At 66.4% G+C, this 20,449-nt stretch carries 20 protein-coding genes; 10 read left to right on the forward strand and 10 right to left on the reverse strand.

Annotated elements, in window-relative coordinates:
* Nucleotides 1-191: 191 nt before the first annotated feature.
* The 3 genes from AC4AMJ_RS28985 to AC4AMJ_RS28995 are packed head-to-tail and all read left to right on the forward strand — an operon-like array spanning nt 192 to nt 3,403.
* A complete protein-coding gene (locus AC4AMJ_RS28985; protein ID WP_489897638.1) occupies nt 192-1,361 on the forward strand; it encodes a Gfo/Idh/MocA family protein in 1,170 nt (389 codons plus the stop codon).
* Between the two features lie 33 nt (nt 1,362-1,394).
* On the forward strand, nt 1,395-2,348 hold the full coding sequence (locus AC4AMJ_RS28990) for a sugar phosphate isomerase/epimerase family protein (RefSeq protein WP_489916461.1): 954 nt from the start codon (nt 1,395-1,397) through the stop codon (nt 2,346-2,348).
* 44 nt (nt 2,349-2,392) lie between these two features.
* On the forward strand, nt 2,393-3,403 hold the full coding sequence (locus tag AC4AMJ_RS28995; RefSeq protein WP_489897636.1) for a substrate-binding domain-containing protein: 1,011 nt from the start codon (nt 2,393-2,395) through the stop codon (nt 3,401-3,403).
* A 103-nt stretch (nt 3,404-3,506) separates the two neighbouring features.
* On the opposite strand, the gene AC4AMJ_RS29000 is transcribed toward AC4AMJ_RS28995, so the two are convergent.
* Nucleotides 3,507-3,929, reverse strand: a complete 423-nt coding sequence (locus tag AC4AMJ_RS29000; RefSeq protein WP_489897635.1) for a carboxymuconolactone decarboxylase family protein — start codon at nt 3,927-3,929, stop codon at nt 3,507-3,509.
* A 165-nt stretch (nt 3,930-4,094) separates the two neighbouring features.
* Here AC4AMJ_RS29000 and AC4AMJ_RS29005 point away from each other — a divergent pair, with 165 nt between their 5' ends.
* On the forward strand, nt 4,095-4,931 hold the full coding sequence (locus AC4AMJ_RS29005; protein ID WP_489916463.1) for an SDR family NAD(P)-dependent oxidoreductase: 837 nt from the start codon (nt 4,095-4,097) through the stop codon (nt 4,929-4,931).
* A gap of 387 nt (nt 4,932-5,318) precedes the next feature.
* On the opposite strand, the gene AC4AMJ_RS29010 is transcribed toward AC4AMJ_RS29005, so the two are convergent.
* On the reverse strand, nt 5,319-6,821 hold the full coding sequence (locus tag AC4AMJ_RS29010; protein ID WP_489916465.1) for an SNIPE associated domain-containing protein: 1,503 nt from the start codon (nt 6,819-6,821) through the stop codon (nt 5,319-5,321).
* Between the two features lie 92 nt (nt 6,822-6,913).
* Here AC4AMJ_RS29010 and AC4AMJ_RS29015 point away from each other — a divergent pair, with 92 nt between their 5' ends.
* Both AC4AMJ_RS29015 and AC4AMJ_RS29020 read left to right on the forward strand, forming a co-directional pair.
* Complete coding sequence (locus tag AC4AMJ_RS29015) at nt 6,914-8,185, forward strand: hypothetical protein (protein ID WP_489916467.1); 1,272 nt, start codon at nt 6,914-6,916, stop codon at nt 8,183-8,185.
* A gap of 67 nt (nt 8,186-8,252) precedes the next feature.
* Nucleotides 8,253-9,227 carry a Gfo/Idh/MocA family protein gene (locus AC4AMJ_RS29020; RefSeq protein WP_489901065.1) on the forward strand — a complete coding sequence of 325 codons (975 nt, stop codon included), beginning with the start codon at nt 8,253-8,255 and terminating at the stop codon, nt 9,225-9,227.
* 34 nt (nt 9,228-9,261) lie between these two features.
* On the opposite strand, the gene AC4AMJ_RS29025 is transcribed toward AC4AMJ_RS29020, so the two are convergent.
* Together AC4AMJ_RS29025 and AC4AMJ_RS29030 are read right to left on the reverse strand one after the other, a co-directional pair.
* The gene (locus AC4AMJ_RS29025) at nt 9,262-9,846 is read right to left on the reverse strand and encodes an ATPase (protein WP_489897631.1); all 585 of its coding nucleotides are present in this window, start codon (nt 9,844-9,846) and stop codon (nt 9,262-9,264) included.
* Nucleotides 9,843-10,229, reverse strand: a complete 387-nt coding sequence (locus AC4AMJ_RS29030) for a TA system antitoxin ParD family protein (RefSeq protein ID WP_489901064.1) — start codon at nt 10,227-10,229, stop codon at nt 9,843-9,845. Before AC4AMJ_RS29030 ends, AC4AMJ_RS29025 begins: the two co-directional genes overlap by 4 nt.
* 140 nt (nt 10,230-10,369) lie before the next feature.
* On the opposite strand from AC4AMJ_RS29030, the gene msrB reads away from it, so the two are divergent.
* Together msrB and msrA are read left to right on the forward strand one after the other, a co-directional pair.
* Nucleotides 10,370-10,873: a peptide-methionine (R)-S-oxide reductase MsrB gene (gene msrB, locus AC4AMJ_RS29035; RefSeq protein ID WP_489916469.1), complete on the forward strand. Its 504-nt coding sequence runs from the start codon at nt 10,370-10,372 to the stop codon at nt 10,871-10,873.
* Complete coding sequence (msrA, locus tag AC4AMJ_RS29040; RefSeq protein ID WP_489897629.1) at nt 10,870-11,418, forward strand: peptide-methionine (S)-S-oxide reductase MsrA; 549 nt, start codon at nt 10,870-10,872, stop codon at nt 11,416-11,418. The genes msrB and msrA overlap by 4 nt, the downstream gene beginning before the upstream one ends.
* 754 nt (nt 11,419-12,172) lie before the next feature.
* On the opposite strand, the gene AC4AMJ_RS29045 is transcribed toward msrA, so the two are convergent.
* Genes AC4AMJ_RS29045 through AC4AMJ_RS29060 form a run of 4 tightly spaced genes read right to left on the reverse strand, consistent with a single transcriptional unit; the run spans nt 12,173 to nt 16,100 of the window.
* Nucleotides 12,173-13,150, reverse strand: coding sequence for a S1C family serine protease (locus tag AC4AMJ_RS29045; RefSeq protein WP_489897628.1), 978 nt, complete (start codon nt 13,148-13,150; stop codon nt 12,173-12,175).
* A gap of 11 nt (nt 13,151-13,161) precedes the next feature.
* Nucleotides 13,162-14,106 (reverse strand): VWA domain-containing protein, encoded by a 945-nt coding sequence (locus AC4AMJ_RS29050; protein WP_489916471.1) that lies wholly within the window; start codon nt 14,104-14,106, stop codon nt 13,162-13,164.
* Between the two features lie 9 nt (nt 14,107-14,115).
* Nucleotides 14,116-15,036 carry a DUF58 domain-containing protein gene (locus AC4AMJ_RS29055; RefSeq protein ID WP_489916473.1) on the reverse strand — a complete coding sequence of 307 codons (921 nt, stop codon included), beginning with the start codon at nt 15,034-15,036 and terminating at the stop codon, nt 14,116-14,118.
* Complete coding sequence (locus AC4AMJ_RS29060; RefSeq protein ID WP_489897625.1) at nt 15,033-16,100, reverse strand: AAA family ATPase; 1,068 nt, start codon at nt 16,098-16,100, stop codon at nt 15,033-15,035. Before AC4AMJ_RS29060 ends, AC4AMJ_RS29055 begins: the two co-directional genes overlap by 4 nt.
* A gap of 104 nt (nt 16,101-16,204) precedes the next feature.
* Here AC4AMJ_RS29060 and AC4AMJ_RS29065 point away from each other — a divergent pair, with 104 nt between their 5' ends.
* On the forward strand, nt 16,205-16,921 hold the full coding sequence (locus tag AC4AMJ_RS29065) for a response regulator transcription factor (protein WP_489897624.1): 717 nt from the start codon (nt 16,205-16,207) through the stop codon (nt 16,919-16,921).
* A 4-nt stretch (nt 16,922-16,925) separates the two neighbouring features.
* Entirely contained in the window at nt 16,926-18,173 is a 1,248-nt protein-coding gene (locus AC4AMJ_RS29070) for a sensor histidine kinase (protein ID WP_489916475.1), read from the forward strand.
* An 18-nt stretch (nt 18,174-18,191) separates the two neighbouring features.
* Here AC4AMJ_RS29070 and AC4AMJ_RS29075 read toward each other — a convergent pair whose 3' ends face one another.
* Both AC4AMJ_RS29075 and AC4AMJ_RS29080 read right to left on the reverse strand, forming a co-directional pair.
* On the reverse strand, nt 18,192-19,049 hold the full coding sequence (locus AC4AMJ_RS29075) for an LLM class F420-dependent oxidoreductase (RefSeq protein WP_489897622.1): 858 nt from the start codon (nt 19,047-19,049) through the stop codon (nt 18,192-18,194).
* A 61-nt stretch (nt 19,050-19,110) separates the two neighbouring features.
* On the reverse strand, nt 19,111-20,148 hold the full coding sequence (locus AC4AMJ_RS29080; protein ID WP_489916477.1) for an aldo/keto reductase: 1,038 nt from the start codon (nt 20,146-20,148) through the stop codon (nt 19,111-19,113).
* Between the last annotated feature and the right edge of the window lie 301 nt (nt 20,149-20,449).

The following is a 20,449-nucleotide window of genomic DNA, read 5'->3' on the forward strand; positions in this document are numbered from 1 at the left end:
TGGAGCGATCCAAGGCTATCACCTGGATCTGTCCAGGGCGATGCGGTTCCTATTGGGTAGCAGCGTGAGGCAGGTGACTGCGAGTGCTGAGCAAATGAACAGAACGCCTTGACCAATGACTGAGATGCAGATTACAGTTTGAAGCCTGGAACGCTCCAAGTCATCTATTCGATAGGAAAGCAGGACCACCCATGTCACCTCGTCGCACTCTTCGGGTCGCCCTCGTCGGGGCGGGCGCCGCCGGGCAGGCACACGCATTCGGGTTTCGCAACGTCTCCATGGCCGCCGGCCTGGAGGCGGTGACCGTCGACCTGGCCGTCGTGGTCGACCCGAATGTCGAACTCGCCCGCCGTACCGCCGACCGATACGGCTACGCCGAGGCCACCGCGGATCTGCGGGAGGTGCTCGATGATCCGACGATCGACGCGATCAGCGTCGCATTGCCGAACAGCGTGCACGCCGACGTGCTGCCGGCGATCCTGCGCTCTGGCAAGCACGTGCTCGCCGAGAAGCCGATCGGACGCAGCGCAACCGAGGCCGCCGCACTCGTCGACCTCGCCGAAGGTTCGACCGCGGTCACCGGGGTCGGCTTCTCCTTCCGGCGACTACCCGGCCTTGCCGCGGTGCACGACGCCGTCGCCGACGGCGCGATCGGTGCGGTCCGCAGCTTCACCGCGTGGTACAACGCCGACTACGGAGCATCGAGCGATGCGCCGTTCTCCTGGCGCTACTCGAAGGAGTCGGCCGGCGCCGGAGCCCTGATCGACATCGGGACCCACGCGCTCGACACAGTCCAGCACGTGGCCGGCCCGATCCGTCGCATCGTCTCCGCGACGCTGCACACGGTGATCACCGAACGGCCCATCCCGGGCTCAGAGAAGACCGGGGCCGTCGACACCGACGACATCGCTCTGCTCACGGTCGAGCTGGAAAACGGGGCCATCGGCCAGATCCACGTCAACCGTGTGGCCGTGGGCATCCCCAACTCGCTCGGCATCGAAGTGCACGGCGACAAAGGCCATGCCCGGTTCGATTCCATCTCGGCCGGCGAGTTCCACATTCATGTCGACGAGGGACCCGCGACGATCTGCGGCCCGCGCCGCGTCTTCACCGGTCCGCAGCACCCGTATTTCTCCGATGTCGCCGCGATGCCGGGTGGCGGGGTCGGCACCGGCTACGCCGAGGCGTTCGTTGCGGAGATCCAGCATTTCGTGCGCTGCATCCTCGCCGACGAGCCGATGGACACCAGCTTCTCCTCGGCGCTGCGCGTGATGCGCGCGGTCGACGCCGCACAAGTCGCGGCCGCCACCGGCGCGCCGACCGACGTCGACACCGCGCAGCCGGTGAGCAGCCTCGCCTGAGTACGCGCAGACACCACAACGATTGGACCACCGATGAACTCACCCGTCACCGACGACCACACGGTCGCCGCCGATCCGACCTTCGCCCGCCTGAGTCTGGGCACCGCCCCCGACTCGTGGGGGATCTGGTTCCCCGATGACCCGAAACAGCCGCACTGGAGTACGTTCCTCGACGAGGTCGTCGAGGCCGGCTTCCGGACCATCGAACTCGGTCCCTTCGGATATCTGCCGACCGAGCCCGAACAGCTCAAGGACGAACTCGGTAGGCGGGGGCTCTCGCTGACCGGCGGTACCGTCGGCACCGCGCTGCACCGTGGAGCCGATGCATTCGAACAGGACCGCAAGGATGCCTTCGACGTCTGTGAGCTGTTGTCGGCCATGGATGTCGGACACCTCGTGGTGCTGCCGGAGCAGTACACCGACCTGCACACCGGTGCGTTGACACAGGCCGCGGAACTCTCGGCAGACGAATGGCGCAATCTCACCGAGGGTCATTCCAGGCTCGGCAGGCTCGTCGAGGACGCGTTCGGGATCACGCAGGGCTTCCATCCGCATGTCGACACCCACGTGGACACCCAGAGTTTCATCGAGAAGTTTCTCGACGACACCGATCCCGACACCGTGTCCCTGTGCCTCGACACCGGCCACGTCTCCTATTGCTCCGGTGACAACCGCGAGATCATCGCGCGAGACCCCAACCGGATCAGCTACATCCACCTCAAGCAGGTGGACCCCGGTGTCGCCGCGCAGGCTCGAGAAGACCACGTCGGTTTCTACGAGGCGGTCCAGCGCGGCGCCATGGTCGAGCCGCCGTTGGGTGTGCCGACGATGGAACCGCTGCTCAAGGACCTCGCCGCGTTGAACCGCGACTTCCGGCTCATCATCGAGCAGGACATGTACCCGGCCCCGCCCGGTAGCGCAAAGCGGATCGCGATCCGCACCCGTGAGTATTTCGCGAGCGTCGGTCTGATGCCCGCGGATCGATGATCCCTTCCACCCTTTCAGTACTCGTCAACCAAAGGAGCGAGACGATGAGAACATCGAGACGACGCCACCGCGTCCTGACCGGGGCGGGAGCCATCGCGGCTGCATCGATGTTGTTCCTGTCCGCCTGCTCGAGCACCGGGGGCAAGCCCGACAGCAGCGGCTCCGGCATGGGTGCGGGACAGGCCGACACCCCACGTATGACCGTCGCGATGGTCACGCACGGTGTGCCCGGTAACGCCTTCTGGGACCTGGTGCAGAAGGGAGCGGAGACCGCGGCGGCCAAGGACAACATCGACCTGAAGTACTCGGCCGATCCGCAAGCACCCAACCAGGCCAATCTGGTTCAGGCTGCGGTGGATTCCAAGGTGGACGGGATCGCGGTGACGCTGGCCAAACCGGAGGCGATGGCGCCGGCCGTCTCCCGGGCATTGCAGGCCGGCATCCCTGTCGTCGGGCTGAATGCCGGTTTCGATCAGTGGAAGAAGCTCGGTGTCCAGCAGTACTTCGGTCAGGACGAGACCATCGCCGGTGAGGCCGCGGGTAAGCGTCTCTCCGACGAGGGTGCCAGGAAGGTACTCTGCATCATCCACGAACAGGGCAACGTCTCTCTGGAATCCCGATGTGCCGGTGTGCAAAAGGGATTCACCGGTGGTCAGGTCGAGCTGATCAACGTCAACAGCGCCGACATGCCGTCGGTCGAGGCCGCGTTGACGGCCAAGTTCCAGCAGGATCCGAGCATCGATCACGTTGTCGCACTGGATGCCTCGATCGCCCTGACCGCGGTGGAGGCGAAGGGCACCGCCGGGAGCAAGGCGGAGATCGCGACCTTCGACACCAACGCTGCTCTGGTCGACGCGATCAAGAAGGGCGAGGTGATCTGGGCGATCGATCAGCAACCGTTCCTGCAGGGCTACCTCGCGGTCGATTCCCTCTGGCTGTATCTGAACAACGGTGACACAATCGGCGGCGGCGAGGCGGTGCTGACCGGCCCGGCCTTCGTCGACAAGTCCAACGTCGATGCGATCGCTGAGTACGCGAAGGCCGGAACGCGCTGACGCCTTCGCAGTCAGTCTGGTTCGAGGCGGTCGTGCCGTGGCACGACCGCCTCGGCGTCGAACGCCGTGGTCGCGACCGAGTGGGTACGCCCGACAGCGGCCGTTATCGAGCGCCACGCTCCTCGTCGTCGACCGCATCGAAGGTCTGTTGCACCGCCCGCATCGCCGACAGTGCGGCCGGGGCACCACAATACCCCGCGGTATGCACTATGGCCTCGACGATCTCGTCGCGCGTGACGCCGTTGGTCAGCGCACCGCGGACATGTCCGGCGAGTTCCTCGTGCGCCCGCAGGGCGGTGAGAATGCCCAGATTGAGCAGACTGCGGTCACGGTGGGCGAGTCCCGGACGAGTCCAGATGCCGCCCCAGACATGTTCGGTGACGAATCGCTGGAGCTCGGCGGACTCGGTGCCCTCGGTCCGTGTCAGGGCGCGGTCGACGAACTCGTCGCCCATCACCTGACGCCGCACGGCCATACCCTCGTCGACAGGAGCACGGTCGGACGGATCGTGGTCGTTGTTCGCCATGACGTCATCGTGTCAGAGCCGCCGCCGCGCGACGCGCCGGCCTCCGGATTCGCCGACGTGGTCGACGGCGACCGGTTCACCGGACATAATCCGTCGTGGTGAGGCCGTGTGGCGGACCGGACCGGCGAGGATGTCGTCGACGCCACGCGGTAGGGAGGGACAAGGATGACCTCGAAACGGACAGTGGTGATCACTGGTGCCAGTGACGGGATCGGCGCGGTGGCAGCTCGGGAATTGGCAGGGCCCGACGTCGACCTCGTGATCGTGGGACGGTCCGCCGACAAGCTGGCGCCGGTCACCGCCGACACCGGGGCTACCGGATTCACCGCCGACAACGCCCGACTCGACGACGTGCGTGCGCTGGCCGACAAGATCCGCGACCGCGTCGGGCACATCGACGTACTGCTCAACAACGCCGGCGGCACCTTTGACCCGAAGCAGCGCACCGCCGACGATCACGAACCCAACTTCCAGATCAATCACCTCGCCGGGTTCCTGCTCACCCACCTGCTGCGCGATCGGCTGACGGCGGCCGAGAACGGAGCGCTGGTGCTCAACACGGCGAGTGTCGGCAACCTGTTCGGTCGCGTCGATCTGTCCGATCTCGACTACCGGCGGCGCAAGCGCACGCTGGAGATGCGTGCCTACGGCACCAGCAAACTGATGAACATCCTGTTCACCCGCGGCATCGCCGCCCGCTGGTCAGACGACGGGATCTATTCCGCTGCAGTACATCCGGGACCCGTCGGCACCAGCTTCGGCCGTGACTCGTTCTTCGTGGGCCTGGCCTATCGGACACCGTTGCGCCACATCGCGACGATCAGTCCCGCCAAAGGCGCCGAACCGCTGATCGAGTTGACGCGCCGCGGGGCCGACCCGACGATCAACGGCGTCTACTTCGACCGGCACCGCGCGAACGGCCGCGAGAACCGGCAGGCCCACGACCAGCACATCATCGACGGATTGTGGTCGGCCTCGGCCGATCTCGTCGGGCTGGGCTGACGCGGCAACACCGTTTTGGAGGGGCTGGTTGGGGAGCTAGCTTGTTTCGCCACACTTCGTCGGCAGGCACGTCACGACCAATCGCGATGAAAGACGTCACTCTCGACGTGACTGGGTACTCCCATTCTCAGGTTGGGCAGGATATTGATACATATCGGTCAGGTTTGCTTCGACATGCGTGTCGCAACTACCAAAGGTCCGCACAGGCTAGCTGGTTATGTCTCCCGGGTAGTGATCGCCGAACGCATAAGGGTTTACCCAGCCCAATGGCCCTCGATATCGTCCGTTTCGTATACTCCGAGCCAGTTCGGATGGGTCGGTCCCGAACTCAAGACCGTTGTGGTGGAGAGTTTCCGCAGCCTGAAGATTTCAAGCCGCGATTGCAAGTTAGTCGGCCAGCTGGCTGGTTGAACTCATTCTGTACTCATCTGCTTCGGCTGCCTCGACAAATTCGATGAGCTCGACCTGTCCCTCGAGTTGAGTCTGTATTACTTCTCGTACCTCGGCGGGGGTCGCGTAGAAGAACTCTCGGCGTTGGTTTATCCTATTGACTCGACGGTCTTCAAAGGCTTTGTGGAGTTGGTTCTCGACGGAGACGGCGTCGTCTGCGAAGAAGAGCGCGTGCGTGTCGAACCGGAACGGCACTGAGGCATCACCGAGTTCACGAACTCGATCAGTTGGATCGAGACGGCGAGTCATGCCGATCTTGACCATACGTTCACCGAACGCGCCGACGTTGGAGATGACGTAGACATGCCCTGCGCGGGTATTGGCCATGCGGTAGTCGACATTGGAAAGTCGGGTGTCGACATCGTCGAGGCGTTCTTGCATGCGTTTGAGGCCAGCGTCGTCGCCACGTGCACGCAACGACTCGATGGTGTTGAGATAGTGTTGGCGTTCCTTGTCGAGTCGATCGCGTTCGGCCTCGAGTTCTCTTCTCGCCTTTTCTTGTTCCCGAAGCTCCGCGCGCCGTTCCCGCTCCAGTTCCTTTTCTGCTTGCTTGGCAATCAGGTGGCGGGCGGCCAATTCGAGTTCTTCCATCCTGAGTTCGTGATACTCAGCAGAGACATGAAGCTCGATCATCTCGCCGTTCTGTGCGATCTGGTCAGCCGCTTTGCGTAGCCGTGCCTGCGCGGTAGCAAGGTTCCCGGCTGTAACGGTTTTCACGCAATTCTCTGCCTCGGCATCGTAAGCGCGAAGCAGGAGTTTGCTCATCTGGTCCACAAAGCGGCGCCCTTGCGCGAGTGAACCGTTGAAGGTGAAGCTCGAGACGGCGGTCGTGGCCTGCTTGGCTCGAGCAAGCTGCTTGACTCGGTGCCGCACATTCTCTAAGCGGTTCGACAGTTCGACGGAGTGCTCTGCCGGGTGTTCATAGTCGTAGAGACCGACATCCTGAAGTTCAATTTGCCCTCTGAGTTCGATGAGTTCGGATCTTGCCAGTCGGATCTGTTCGTTCAGGTCATCGAGCTCAACGGTCTTGGCGGCGGCGATCCCGGCATCCTCGACGTGCCCCCGAGCCGCCTCGCGCTCTCTTGCAATTCGCCGGAGCCGATCATTCTCCGCCCGAAGATCATCGACCTGACGTCGCAACCTCTCCGCCAGGTCTTGCAGCTCCGTCACCCGTCCTCGCAGAGCGTTACGCTCCTGATGCGCGTGCTCAAGCGCAGAAGCAAATGAGTCCTGGTCCGGTGTCTCAGCCTCGACGCCTTCCGCGTGGCTTCCGGTAGAGGGACCTGCAGGTTGCGGTGGCGGCGGAACGTGTGTCGTTGGCGTTGGAAACGACGGCGCCATCGCAGGCGTGGGACGGGTGTGTTGGGTCCACGTGGTGCCGTCCCACCACCTCAGTTGATGCTCGCCTGAGGGATCCTGATACCAACCGGGCGACGTCATCGCTCGCGGACCTCCTTGGTAATACGGGAGTATGTCTGTTGCTCTGACTCTAGAGTGACACCGGTAAACATTTGTGATCGGAGGAGACGATAGTGGCTCGACGGCGTGGTTTCTTTGCCGAACTGCAAAGGCAGCAACGACTCGCTGAGCAGAAGCAACGACGACAACAGGCCGCTGCGGTTCGCGCGCATAATCAAGCGGTCCGTGAATCGGAGCGGGCGCAGCGCGAACACGAGCGAGCCCAGGTTCAACTGCAGCGCGCCCGCGAGGCGGACAGAAAAGAAGCCGAGAAGCGGGCTCTGGATCGATATCGAGAGACGATGCGCACCAAGGCCGAGGAACGCACCGCATACGCCAATGATGTGAATGAGCAGATTGACGGGTTACTCGCGGCGACACTGGGCGTCGACGACTACGTGGATCTCGCGCTACTGAAGCGGACCGCAGAGCATCCTCCGTTCGCCCCAGGCTCCCTCGCTGAACCGGTGCCGGAACCCGAGTGGGCACAGTATCCACCGGAGCCCGCATTTGCACCGCCGGCTGATCCGACGGGGCTGGCCAAGTTGGGATCGAAGAAGAAGCACCAGCACGCCTATAACGCTGCGGTTCATCAGTGGCAGACGGAACATGCGCAATGGTCACACCAGGTGACCGTCGACATACCAAAACAGAACGAGGAACTGCAGCGCACGACGATAGCAGCCGAAGAAAAGCGGCAAGCTGACCTGGAAAATGCGCGCAGAGAGTACGAAGAGGCCTGCCAGGAAAGGCAGGCAGCCGTCAATGAACACAATGCAGAGATCGACGACTTCATATACCGTCTCGGGCAAAATGATCCGGCTGCAATAGATGAGTACGTCGGCATCGTGCTTGCGAACTCTGTTTACCCGGATGCCTTCCCCGTCGCTCACGATTACACCTTTGACGGTGATCTGAAGGAGTTGGTGGTGACTGTGTCTATCCCCGCGCCATCAGAACTCCCGACTGTAAAGACCGTGAAATTCGTTGCCAGCACTGACGAGCTTCGCGAGTCCACTATTTCGCAGAAAGACCAGCGGCTTCGCTACAACGCTGCGACCAGCGCAGTCGCGTTGCGAACCCTCCACGAGGTGTTCGAGGCCGACCGCAGCGAACGGATCGAGTCGATCGCATTAAGCGTGGTCACAAACGAGATCGACCCTGCGACCGGCCGCCGTGCGGAAATCCCGCTTGCTGCAGTCGCATGTGATCGTACACAGTTCTTAGGGCTGAATCTGGCGGCAGTTGATCCGGCGGCGGCACTAGCGGGACTCGGTGCATCCCTGTCGAAAAACCCCTTTGCTCTCGCACCGATCCCGCCGACGACAGGTCTGCGGCAGCGGTAATGGGCAACACCGTACATCAGCGAATCCGTCGTGGGCGGACGCGTGATCCACCTACGATCGACTCGTGATGACCGACACCGCGCTGCGGATCGCCACGATCGGGACGAGTTCCATCACCCGCCGCTTCATCGACGCCGCGGCGGCGGTGCCGGCGGTGCGTGTCACCACCGCGTATTCCAGGGACGGTGAACGGGCGGCCGGCTTCGCGGCCGAGACGGGACTCGAATCTTCGAGCGACGATCTGGCAGCACTACTGGCCTCCTCCGACATCGATGCCGTCTACATCGCTTCTCCCAACGGGATTCACGGTGAGCAGACCCTGCGCGTGATCGCGGCCGGCAAGCATGCGCTCGTGGAGAAGCCTGCCGTGCCGAGGGCGGCGGAGTTCACCCGCCTCGTCGAGGCTGCGTCTGCTGCGGGTGTGGTGGTGCTGGAAGCGATGCGCAATTGCTACGACCCGGGCCTGGCCGCAGTCGCCGAGCTGATCGGTGAACTCGGGGTCCTCCGCCGCGCATCGTTCTCCTACTGCCAGCGATCGGCGCGTTACGACAAGGTGCTCGCGGGGGAGCGGGTGAACATCTTCGACCCGGCGCTGGCCGGCGGAGCCCTGCTCGACCTGGGTGTGTACACCATCGGAGCGATGGTGGAGTTGTTCGGCGAACCCGATCGCGTCCTCGCGGCGTCGGTGCCGATTCCCGGCGGTGCGGATGGTGCGGGCGCGGTGCTGGCGGTCTATGAAGGATTCGTCGTCGACCTGTCGTATTCGAAGATCACCGCATCCGACCGCGTCGACGAGATCCAGGGCGAACTCGGCACCCTCACGTTCTCTCACGTCACCCAACCGGTCTCGGCCCGGCTGACCATGCTCGACGGCACCGTGACCGATCATGTCTTCGAGGGGCCGGAGAACAACATGGTGCACGAGGTCCGGCGGTTCGCCGACCTCGTGAACGGAGTGGACGATCCTGCGGCGGATCAGGCGCGCACGCTCGCCGTGCTGCGGACGGTCGAGGCCATCGAGGCAGCGGCACGAGCCGGTTGACGGCCGCTCGGCTGGGTGCACGTGCGGCTGGGACTCAGGACGGCTGACCGCCGAGATCCCGGAGGATCGGAGGCGTCCATTCCGGCCACGCCACCGCGCCGATCAGGATCCCGTCGGCGAATTCCGCGACGATGGCAGGTGCCACACCGGAGGCGGTGTCGTACACGGTGGCCTCGTCGGCGAGACGGATGGCGGTCACCGCAAGTGGCCACAGGCGGCGGTGGCGAGTACGGATCTTGTGTTCGGGCACCGAATGTCCGCCGGCGGCGACCCGGTGCGCGACGCGCAGAACTGCCAGGGATTCGGGAACGATCAGAACATGCAGGACCACGATGAAGCCGGCGTCGTGCGCCCGCTCGATCAGTCCGAGCTTCGACTCGTGTGAGAACACGGTCTCGGCGATGAACGATCGACCGTCGTCGATCAGATGATCCCGCGTTCTCGCCGCAACTCGTGCGGCCTCATACGATTTCGCTTCGGCGTCGTCAGGCCAGCGCTGTCGCGCAATCAGATCGGCGTTGACGAAGGGGCTCGCCGGCAACAGCGGCGCCAGGGTGAGCTCGACGAACGTGGACTTGCCGGCACCGTTCGGGCCGATGACCAGGTCCAGGCGTTTCACTCGGCGTCGACGACGCGAGTAGTCCCGTCCGGCCGGACCTCGACCATCCGTCCATCCTCGTCGAGCGAGACCGTCGTGACGCCGCGGGCCGAGAGCTCCTGTCGGTAGTCGGCGGACGCCAGGCTCTCATCTATGCGTGCCCGGATCTCGGCGTTGAAGACACGTCCCTCGTCGGCGGTCAGGTCGGTGGTCGGTTGACGACCCGTCACCGCTTCCTCGACTCGCTTGAGCGACGCGGTCTCGTGTGCGGTCATCGCGCGACCGACCCGTGCCCAGTATTCGAGCTGCTGGCGCCCGGTGCGGTGTTGGCGACGGCCTTCGGCGATCGCACTGTCGACCAGGCCTGCGTCGAACCGGGTGACCTTGTCGGCGGAACGGGTCATCATGCCTCCTGGTCAGTATCCACCGAGTGTAGCAACCTGCTACACGCCATGTCCGGGTCGGCGGACCCGCCGGGACCAAAACCTGGACGATGGTTGTTGTGCATGGTGTCGCCGCAGCCAGCGGCGCCAGAAAGGGAGTAGTGAGCAACCAGTATCCCAAGACCACCGAGGCCGTGCGCGGCCTCACCGACGCGCAGTACCGCGTCACCCAGCAGGACGGAACCGAGCCGGCCTTTGCCAACGAGTACTGGGACAACCACGAGCCGGGCATCTACGTCGATGTCGTCTCGGGACAGCCCCTCTTCTCATCGACCGACAAGTACGACAGCGGAACCGGGTGGCCAAGTTTCACCAAGCCGATCGACGCCGACGCGGTGAGCACCAAGACCGATCGGAAGTTGTGGATGCGTCGCACCGAGGTGCGTTCGTCCGGCGCGGACAGCCACCTCGGCCACGTCTTCGGCGACGGCCCGCGCGACGCGGGAGGGCAGCGCTACTGCATGAACTCGGCAGCACTGCGCTTCATCCCGGTCGCCGACCTCGAGGCAGAAGGCTACGGCGCCTACCGGGAGCTGTTCGGACCGATCGAGAGCGCAACCGACACCAGCACAACCGACACCAGCACGGAGGAGAACGCACGATGACCACCGACACCGGACAGATCACCCGTCGCCCCGGCACCGAGACGGCCGTCCTCGCGGGCGGTTGCTTCTGGGGGGTCGAGGACCTCATCCGCCGCCAAACGGGTGTGCTCGACACCCGGGTCGGCTACACCGGCGGTGCCAACGACCACGCCACCTACCGCAACCATCCGGGTCACGCCGAGGCGGTCGAGATCGTGTTCGACCCGACGCAGACCACCTACCGTGACATCCTGGCGTTCTTCTTCCAGATCCACGATCCGTCGACGAAGAATCGTCAGGGCAACGATGTCGGCACGAGCTACCGGTCGGCGATCTTCCCGCTGACCCCGGAGCAGGAGCAGGTCGCGCGGGACACCATCGCCGACGTCGACGCGTCAGGCCTGTGGCCGGGTAAGGCGGTGACGACGATCGAACCCGCCGGGCCGTTCTGGGAGGCCGAGCCGGAGCATCAGGACTATCTGGTGCGTTACCCGACCGGCTACACCTGCCACTTCCCGCGGGTGGGTTGGGTGCTGCCCAAGCGGGACGAGGCCACAAACCGCTAGATGCGCTGTGGCGCCGGCTCTCGCGTCGCGGGCATCACCACACAGCGTCGCTGACTGGACGATCCAATCGGCGAGCCGCTCAGGTGATGCCCGCGGACATGAGCGTGGAAATCTGGGGCTGCATCCGCCCCGGTCCCTAGGGAGGGTCGGGGCTTGTCGCCCCGGTCCCTCAGGAGGGCTGGAGCTTGTGGGGGCTTGTCGCCCCGGTCCCTGAGGAGGGCTGGAGCTTGTGGGGGCTTGTCGCCCCGGTCCCTGAGGAGGGCTGGAGCTTGTGGGGGCTTGTCGCCCCGGTCCCTGAGGAGGGCTGGAGCTTGTGGGGGCTTGTCGCCCCGGTCCCTGAGGAGGGCTGGAGCTTGTGGGGGCTTGTCGCCCCGGTCCCTGAGGAGGGCTGGAGCTTGTGGGGGCTTGTCGCCCCGGTCCCTGAGGAGGGCTGGAGCTTGCGGAGGCCCGTCACGAAGGGCCGGCCCTTCGTGACGCTCGGCTGGCGCCTCGCTCCTCAGGGAGCGGGGGGTGGCGGTGCTGTGAGCGCGGGGTGTGCGGGGGTGGCGGTGCTGTGAGCGCGGGGGTGCGGGGGTGGACCGTGCTGTCAGCGCGGTGTGCGCAGGGTGGCGGTGCTGTGAGCGCGGTGTGCGGGGGTGGCTGAGCGGGGTGCGCAGGGTGGCGGTGCTGTGAGCGCGGTGTGCGGGGGTGGCTGAGCGGGGTGCGCGGGGTGGCGGTGCTGTCAGCGCGGTGGGCCGTCCGGCCGGATGCCGTGTCACCCGTTCGCGATGATTCGTGTGGCGGTGCGGACCGCGCGATCGATCGGCACGGCGAAGCCGATACCGATGTTGCCCGACTCGGCACCGCCGACCGTGGCGATCGCGGTGTTGACGCCGACGACACGTCCGGTGAGGTCGGCGAGCGGGCCACCGGAGTTCCCCGGGTTGATGGGCGCATCGGTTTGGATCATCGGCGCTTGGAGCTGCCCCGGTCCACGCAGCTGGGCCGGTCTGTCGACCGCGCTGACGATGCCGGCGGTGACAGTGCTCGACAGACCGAGGGGTGACCCGGCGGCGATCACCGGCTGGCCGATCTGCAGTGACGCACTCACTCCGAGGTCGGCCGGGGGCGGGGCGTACCCCGGCAGGGCGATCACCGCGATGTCGGTGGCCGGATCGCTCCCGACGACGCGGCCGGTGACAGTGCGACCGTCCGCGAGTTGGACCTCCACGCGCCCTGCGCCGGCGATCACGTGGTGGTTGGTCAGGACATGCCCCTCGTCATCGAACACGAAGCCCGACCCGCGTGCCTGGCCGGTACGGATCTGCACGACGCTCGGCAGCAGCGTGGCCGCGCCCGCCCGGGCATCGACCCCACCCGGCGCGGTGGAGGTCTGCTGCGCAGGCGTCGGGTAGACGGTGGCGGCGATCAATCCGGCGGTCCCTCCCGCGATGGTGCCGGCCAGCAGACAGCCGACGGCGAGCAAGGCGACACCGCCGGACCGAAGCGGGAGCGCATGTCGGTCGGGTGGCGAGGTCGTCTCCGTCTGTGCGTGTGCATGGTTCACCACCGCGGGTGGTCGCGGATGGATGTCACCGAGTCCGGTGTGCTGAACACGCGACGGAACCTGCCCCGTCGGTCGCGGCACCGTCGGTGGAGGTGGCGCGGGCGGGCGTGGGATGGACGCCCTCGTGTCGGGTACGACGAAGTCGGGGCCACTGGGTTGTCCGAGGTGCAACGGTGAGCGGGTCATGGGTGTCCTTCTCAGACGAGTCGGGAGAACCAGCGCAGCGAGAATGCCGCCGCGACCAGCCCGAACAGCAGTGCCAGCGCCGCCACGAACGGGGTCACCTCGCGCTGTTCGGTTCGCCAGCCGATGGAGGAACCGATCTCGCGATAGACGTCTTGGAGTTCGTCGCTGCTCTCGGCGCTGTAGGCGCGGCCGCCCGTGGCGTCGGACAGTTCGGCGAGGGTGGCGGCGTCGACAGGCACCGGGATCGAGTAGGGGCCGGCGGCCAGGGTGCCCGAGGCGCTGCCGTAGGCGATCGTCGACACCGGAACGCCGGCCGCCGCAGCCTGTTCGGCGGCGATCGATGGTGACCGGCCGCTGGTGTTGCTGCCGTCGGAGAGCAACACGATGTGCGCGGGCAGCTCTTCCTGACCGGGGCCGACGATGCTGCGGACCTGGTCGAGCGAGGTGAGCACGCCCTCGCCGATGGCGGTGCGTGACTCGGTGGTGACCGCGCCCAGGCTGGCACGGGCGGCATCGTGATCGGTGTCCGGGGGATGGATCACCGTGCTGCTGCCGGCGAACGTCACCACGCCGACGTTGAACGTGTCGGGCAATTGCTCGATGAAATCGCCTGCCGCATCGAGGGCTGCGGTCATCCGGTCGGGCGTGACATCCTGGGCCCGCATGGATTCCGACGTGTCGATGGCGACGACGATCGTCGCTCGTTCATAGGGGACCCGGACCGGCAGTTCGGGCCGGGCGACCGCGAGTCCGGTCAGCCCCAGCGCTGCCAGCAGCAGGCCGGCAGGTAGATGACGCCGCCATTTCGGTTTCTCCGGGATCACGCTGTCCAGCAACGGGAGTGCGGCGAAACGCACGGCATACCGCTGCCGCCGTCGCAACATGACGACGTAGGAGATCGCGAGCACGGCGACGGGGACGAGGACCAGGAGCCCCAGGGGGAACAGGAAGGTCATGGCACTCCTCTACTGTCCGCGCATTCGGCGTCCGCGCCGATTCAGGGTGCGGCGCCGGGCACGGAGGAAACGGGCGAGATCGCGGACCCAATCACGGCCGGTGTCCACCGACAGGTGTTCGGCGCCGGCCGCGGTGATCGATCTGTGGATGGCCGACCGCCGGGCGACGGCGGCCGCGAGGTAGCGCCGACGCAGGTCGGCATCGGCGGTCCACACCGTGCGTTGCCGCCCGGATTCCGGATCGACGAGGACCACCGAACCGACGTCGGGTAGCGACATCTCACGGGGATCGGACACCTCGACCGCGATGACGTCGTGTCGGGCGGCGAGCTGTCGCAGGGGGCGCTCCCAATCGAACGGCCCACCGAGCCGCCCCTCGGGATCGATGAAATCGGAGATGACGATGCGCAACCCGGTCCGGCGATACCGTCGGGCGAATGCCTCCAGCGAGGTACCCAACGGCGGGGCCTCGCCGCTGCGCTGATCGAGGTCGGTGAGCAACCGTGCACACCGGTGGCCGGTGACCCGGGCACGATCGGGGCGGTGCCATCGCACGCCCTGCGTGGACAGTGTGGCGATCCCGAGCCGGTTGCCGGGCGCATCGGTCAGCTGTCCCACCGCCGACACGACCTGGGTGGCGAGTTCGCGCTTCTCGCCGGTCGTGGTGCCGAACGCCATGCTCGGCGATAGGTCGAGCAGCACCCACGTGTCGAGCTGATTGTCGGCGCGCGGACGCCACACGTGCAGATCCGCCGAGCGTGCCGTGATGTTCCAGTCGATGTGGCGCACGTCGTCGCCGGGCTGATACCTCACCACCTCTTCGCGTTCGGAACCGGCGCCGAGCCGGACTCCGTCACGATCGCCGGGCACGAGGCTGTCGAGCCGCCGTCGCAGAGCGAGGTCGACCGAGCCGAACGGGTTGGTGCTCACGACGCGAGCTCGGAGTCGTCGTCGCGGTGCGCGATCTGCGGCGCAGCCACCCCGGCGAGGAGCTCGTCGACGACCCGGCGCGGCGACACACCGTCGGCGAGGGCATCGAAGGTGAGAACGATCCGGTGCGCGAGGACGTCGGCCGCGATGTCACGCACATCGTCGGGCAGCACATAGTCGCGACCCCGGATCAGGGCGAGGGCACGGGCGGCGGCCAGCAGCCCCAGTGAACCGCGTGGACTGACGCCGTACTCGAGCACGGATCCGATCCCCGGCACCCCGTAGGTCGCGGGATCGCGGGTCGCCATCACCAGGCGCACGATGTAGTGGGCGACGGCGTGATGGACGAAGACCTGTTCGGTCGCGTCCTGCAGCGCGGCGACATCCTCGATCGCCAGGATCGGCGACGCCTGCGGCGGCCGCGTACCCATCCGGGCGAGGATCTCCATCTCGTCGAGCTCGCTGGGCAGCCCGAGGTCGATCTTGAGCAGGAACCGGTCGCGCTGCGCCTCGGGTAGGTGATAGACGCCGTCGTTCTCGATGGGGTTCTGGGTCGCGAGCACCAGAAACGGGTGGGGGAGGCCGAAGGTCTGTCCGCCGATGCTGACCTGATGTTCGGCCATCGCCTCGAGGAGAGCCGACTGCACCTTGGCGGGTGCGCGGTTGATCTCGTCGGCCAGCACCAGGTTGCCGAACACCGGTCCGAGTTCGATGTCGAAGGATTCGGTGGACGGCCGCCAGACCCGGGTGCCGACGATGTCGGCGGGCATCAGGTCGGGCGTGAACTGCAGCCGACGGAAGGTCCCCCCGACCACGGTGGCAACGGTCCGCACCGCCAGGGTCTTCGCGATGCCGGGCACGCCCTCGAGGAGGATGTGTCCACGGGCCAACAGGCCGACCAGAAGCCGTTCGAGCATCCGGTCCTGGCCGACGACGACCTTCTTCATCTCGAACAGGGCGCGCTCGATGACCGCGCCGGATGCCAGGTGGGAGACCGGTACCGGCGCCTCGGAGGCGGCGGTCGGCAGATCGGGTGGAGGTTGTCGGTCATCGGGTGAGGTCATGGCCTCAGCTCAGCATGCACGTGCGAAAACCTGTGGAAGACAGAACGAAAGATCGCCGAAAGCCGCGTGGCCGCATGTGCCGGTCCTCGCTACTCTGGGGCGATATGCGCATGCTGATCGTGGAGGACGAGGAGGATCTCGTCAGTGCGCTGCGTATCGCCCTGCAGCGGGAAGGCTACGCGGTCGACGCTGCGCTCACCGAGCAGGACGCCCGGGACCGGTTGACCGTCAACGAGTATGACGTCGCACTGATCGATCTGACCCTGCCCGACGGCGACGGGCTGGAGCTGGCGCGCGGTATTCGCGACGGTGTCGTTGACTCGCGGTCCGGGCGCGACATGCGCATCGTGATGCTCACCGCGTTGGGGACCCTGCCGGATCGGGTGCGCGGCCTCGACGCCGGCGCCGACGATTACATCGTGAAACCGTTCGCACTCGCCGAACTCAGTGCGCGCCTGCGTGCGGTGCTCCGTCGGGAGATCACCGGGGACTCGTCGCTGATCCGGGTCGGCGACATCACGATGGACACCGCCCGCCAGATCGTGCGCCGCGGGTTGCGCGAGGTGGATCTCACCCTGAAAGAGTTTGCCGTTCTTCGGTTCCTGATGTCGCGACCCGATCACGTAGTCTCCGCCGAGCAGCTGCTGGAACATGTCTGGGACGAACACGCCGACCCGTTCACCCAAACCGTCCGGGTCACCGTTGGAACCCTGCGCCGCAAGCTGACCGTCGACGACGAGGCACAGGTCATCCACACCGCGATCGGTCGCGGGTACCGGTTGCGATCCGCCGACGCCCCACCCGCCGCGCAGAGCTCCTGAGCCGATGACGCGCCGCTTCGTGGTACCGGGTGCGTTGCGCACGATCCGGGTACGAATGGCGCTGACGACGTCCACGTTGCTGTTCGCGATCACCGGACTCATCCTGCTGGCGGTCTACCTCGCGCTGCGTCACAGCATCGATGCGCGGCCGCTGGACCCGCTCACGGTCAAGAAGTTCCTGCGCCAGCCCGACGGGACACTGATCTACAAGTCGGGCGAGACGTTCCAGGCGGCCGACCTGGAGAGCGTGCAGCAAGCGGTCAACCAGTCAACCCTCGACACGCTGCGCAACTATTCGCTGATCGCGCTGGCGGTCATCTTTTTGATCAGCCTGCTGGTGGGCTGGTTCGTCGCCGGGCGGATGCTGCGGCCCATCGGCGACATCACCACCACCGCGAACCTCATCCGTGTCACCGACCTCTCGCAGCGCATCCGGGCAACCGGACCCCGCGACGAACTCCGGACGCTGGCCGACACGCTCGACAGTCTTCTCGAGCGCCTCGACACCGCGTTCCGCGCAGAGCGTGCGTTGGTCGCCGACGTCTCCCACGAACTCCGCAACCCCGTCGCGGTCATCCAGGCGAACGTCGAGGCGGTACTCGGCGACGACCGTGCGACCCAGGCCGAACGGGCCGAAGCACTCGCGATCGTCTCCCGGCAGACCGCCCGGATGGGGCGTCTGCTCGACGATCTGCTGGCCACCGCCCGGCGTCGATCCGGTTCGTTCGCCGACGAGCGTATCGACATCCACGACTTCGTCACCGACGTCGCGCACGATCACACACTCCTCGCGCGCGACCGTGGCCTGCACCTCGCCGTTCACTCTGCGGCGGGCCCGGTTGTCTACGCCGACCGCGAATCTCTCAGCCGCGCCCTGGTCAACGTCCTCGGCAACGCTTTGCGACTGGCCCCGGACGCCTCGACGATCACACTCGCCGCCGGCAGCGTCGACGGGTGGGCGTGGATAGCGGTGCGCGACGAGGGGCCGGGCATTGCCGAGGAGGACCAGCAGCGGGTCTTCGAACGGTTCCGGCGGGCCGGAGACCAGCGGCCTGGCGCGGCGGGGCCCGGAGCAGGCCTGGGCCTGACCATCGCTCGCCAGATCGTGGAGTCACACGAGGGACGCCTCGCGCTGCACAGCGCGCCCGGCGTGGGCAGCACCTTTGTGATCTGGCTGCCCGATCGTGCCGACGCCACCCGGCCCGGTCGAAGCGGCCGACCGCCGGAGGGCGATCCGCTCGGACTGCGGTGACACCCGTCGGGCGTCGGCTCAGTCCAGGCGCGGTATCGCGGCGGCGAAGAGGTCGATGATCCGCTCGGGTTCGGTGATGCCGGAGGCGTAGACGTAGGCGGAAGTGAACCCGGCGGCGGCCATCTCGTTGGCCGTGGTGACGATGTCATCGACCGTGCTGCCCGGATCGATCCGGAAGATGGTGGTCTTGTCGATCTCCTCGTAGTCGCGTCCGACGGCGTCGCAGTGCCCGCGGAGCACGTCGAGCTTGTGCGCGGCCTCCGGCCCGCCGAAGATGTTGCAGGCGTCGGCGTATTGCGCGACCAGGCGCAGCGTCTTCTTCTCGCCCGAGCCGCCGATCATCAGGTACGGGTGTGGCTTGGTCAGTGATTGCGGCGAGTTGAGGGTCCGCCCCAACCGGTAGTGCTCGCCGTCGAACGGCTCCTCGGAGTCCGACCACATCTGGAGGCAGATGCGCAGGGTCTCCTCGAGTCGCTCGAATCTCTCCGCGGTCGGCGGGAACGCGAAGCCGAGGCCGTCGGACTCCTCGTCGTTCCAGGCGGCGCCGATGCCGAGGCCGACCCGGCCGCCGGAGAGCACATTCAGGGTGGTGACCGCCTTCGCCAGTAGCGCCGGTTCGCGGTAGGTGACGCCGGTGACCAGGGTGTGCAGGAGCGCCTGCTCGGTGTGGGCGGCGATGAAGCCGAGGGCGGAGTAGGCCTCGAGCATCTCGTTCTCGGCCGGCCCGACGCCGCGGATCTGCCAGAAGTGATCCATCACGCTGATCCGGCGCACCCCGATCGCCTCGGCGTCACGGACATGTTTGACCAGTGCCGGGCCGAGCTCGGTGGCGCCGCCGGTCCAGGTGAAGTCGGCGATGTGCAGTGCGAGTTCCATGCGGTTCTCCTTGATCGTTGCCCCCGGAGATCGGTGGGCGGCGGAAGAATCGGTTTGTGTCTCAGCCCTGGTCGTCGAGGCCGGTACGGCGTCGTGCGGCCGGGGTGAGTTCGTGGGTGCCGTAGCTGTTGTCGTCGGGGTTGATGGTGACTCCGGGTGCGACGAGGGTGTCGATGCGGTCGAGCACGTCGGCCGGCAGCGTGACGTCGGCGGCCGGCAGATAGGACTGCAGCTGCTCCATGGTGCGCGGCCCGACGATCGCGGCGGTGACGCCGGGATGGTTGATCACGAAGGCGATCGCCAACTCGATCAGGGTGATCCCGGTCTGCTCGGCCAGTACGGCGAGCTCCTCGACGATGTCGAGTTTGCGCTGATTGGCCGGGGTCGACATGTCGAAGCGGGCGCTGGGACGCGCGCTCGAGGTGGGGGTGGAGGCGGCGTCTTTACGCCAGCGACCCGACAGCCAGCCGCCGGCGAGGGGACTGTAGGTCAGTGTGCCCATGCCGTGGCGTTGCACCGTCGGCAACACGTCCTCTTCGATGCCGCGGACCAGGATCGAGTACGGGGGCTGTTCGGTCACGAACCGCGCGAGATGATTCTGTTTGGCGGCCCACTGGGCCTCGACGATCTCCGAACCCGAGTACGACGACGAGCCGATGTAGCGCACCTTGCCCTGACGGACCAGGTCGGTGAGCGCGCCGAGGGTCTCCTCGACGTCGGTGTCGGGGCTGGGCCGGTGCACCTGGTAGAGGTCGATGTGGTCGGTGTTCAGGCGACGCAGTGAATCCTCGACGGCGCGCATGATCCACCGGCGGGAACCACCACGCTGGTTGGGGTCCTCGCCCATCGGCATGAAGAACTTCGTCGCCAGGAACACGTCGTCGCGCCGACCGTGCAGCGCCTGGCCGACGATCTCTTCGGAAACGCCTCCGGAGTAGACGTCGGCCGTGTCGACGAAGTTGATGCCTGCATCAAGGGCGGCGTGGATGATGCGGATCGAGTCCTGGGTGTCGTCATTGCCCCAGGGGCCGAACATCATTGCGCCCAGGCACAGCGGGCTGACCTGGACACCGGTTCGGCCGAGCGGACGGTACTGCATACAAATCCTCCTTCGTGTCTCAAGCAAGGCTAGAGACCGCCGACGGTGCGAGGGAGGGTCTGTCAGTACATGCTTCGCCGACGTGCTTGGTTTTCGACGCCCGATGACGGGCGGGCTCGGTCGGCGGAATGTGCAGTGGTGATGGGGACGGTCCCGGGCAATGCGCCTCTCGGCGAGTGGCCGCTCGAAGCGGCGAAAAGGGATGGGGCCCGGGGGCAGAGATCCCGGGACCGTCGCGCTGTTCAACTGCGTGCCGCCGCGATCTATTCCACCAGTCAACACTGACCGCTACTCTCGTCGC

It is taken from the genome of Gordonia sp. LMA484 (assembly GCF_058129505.1).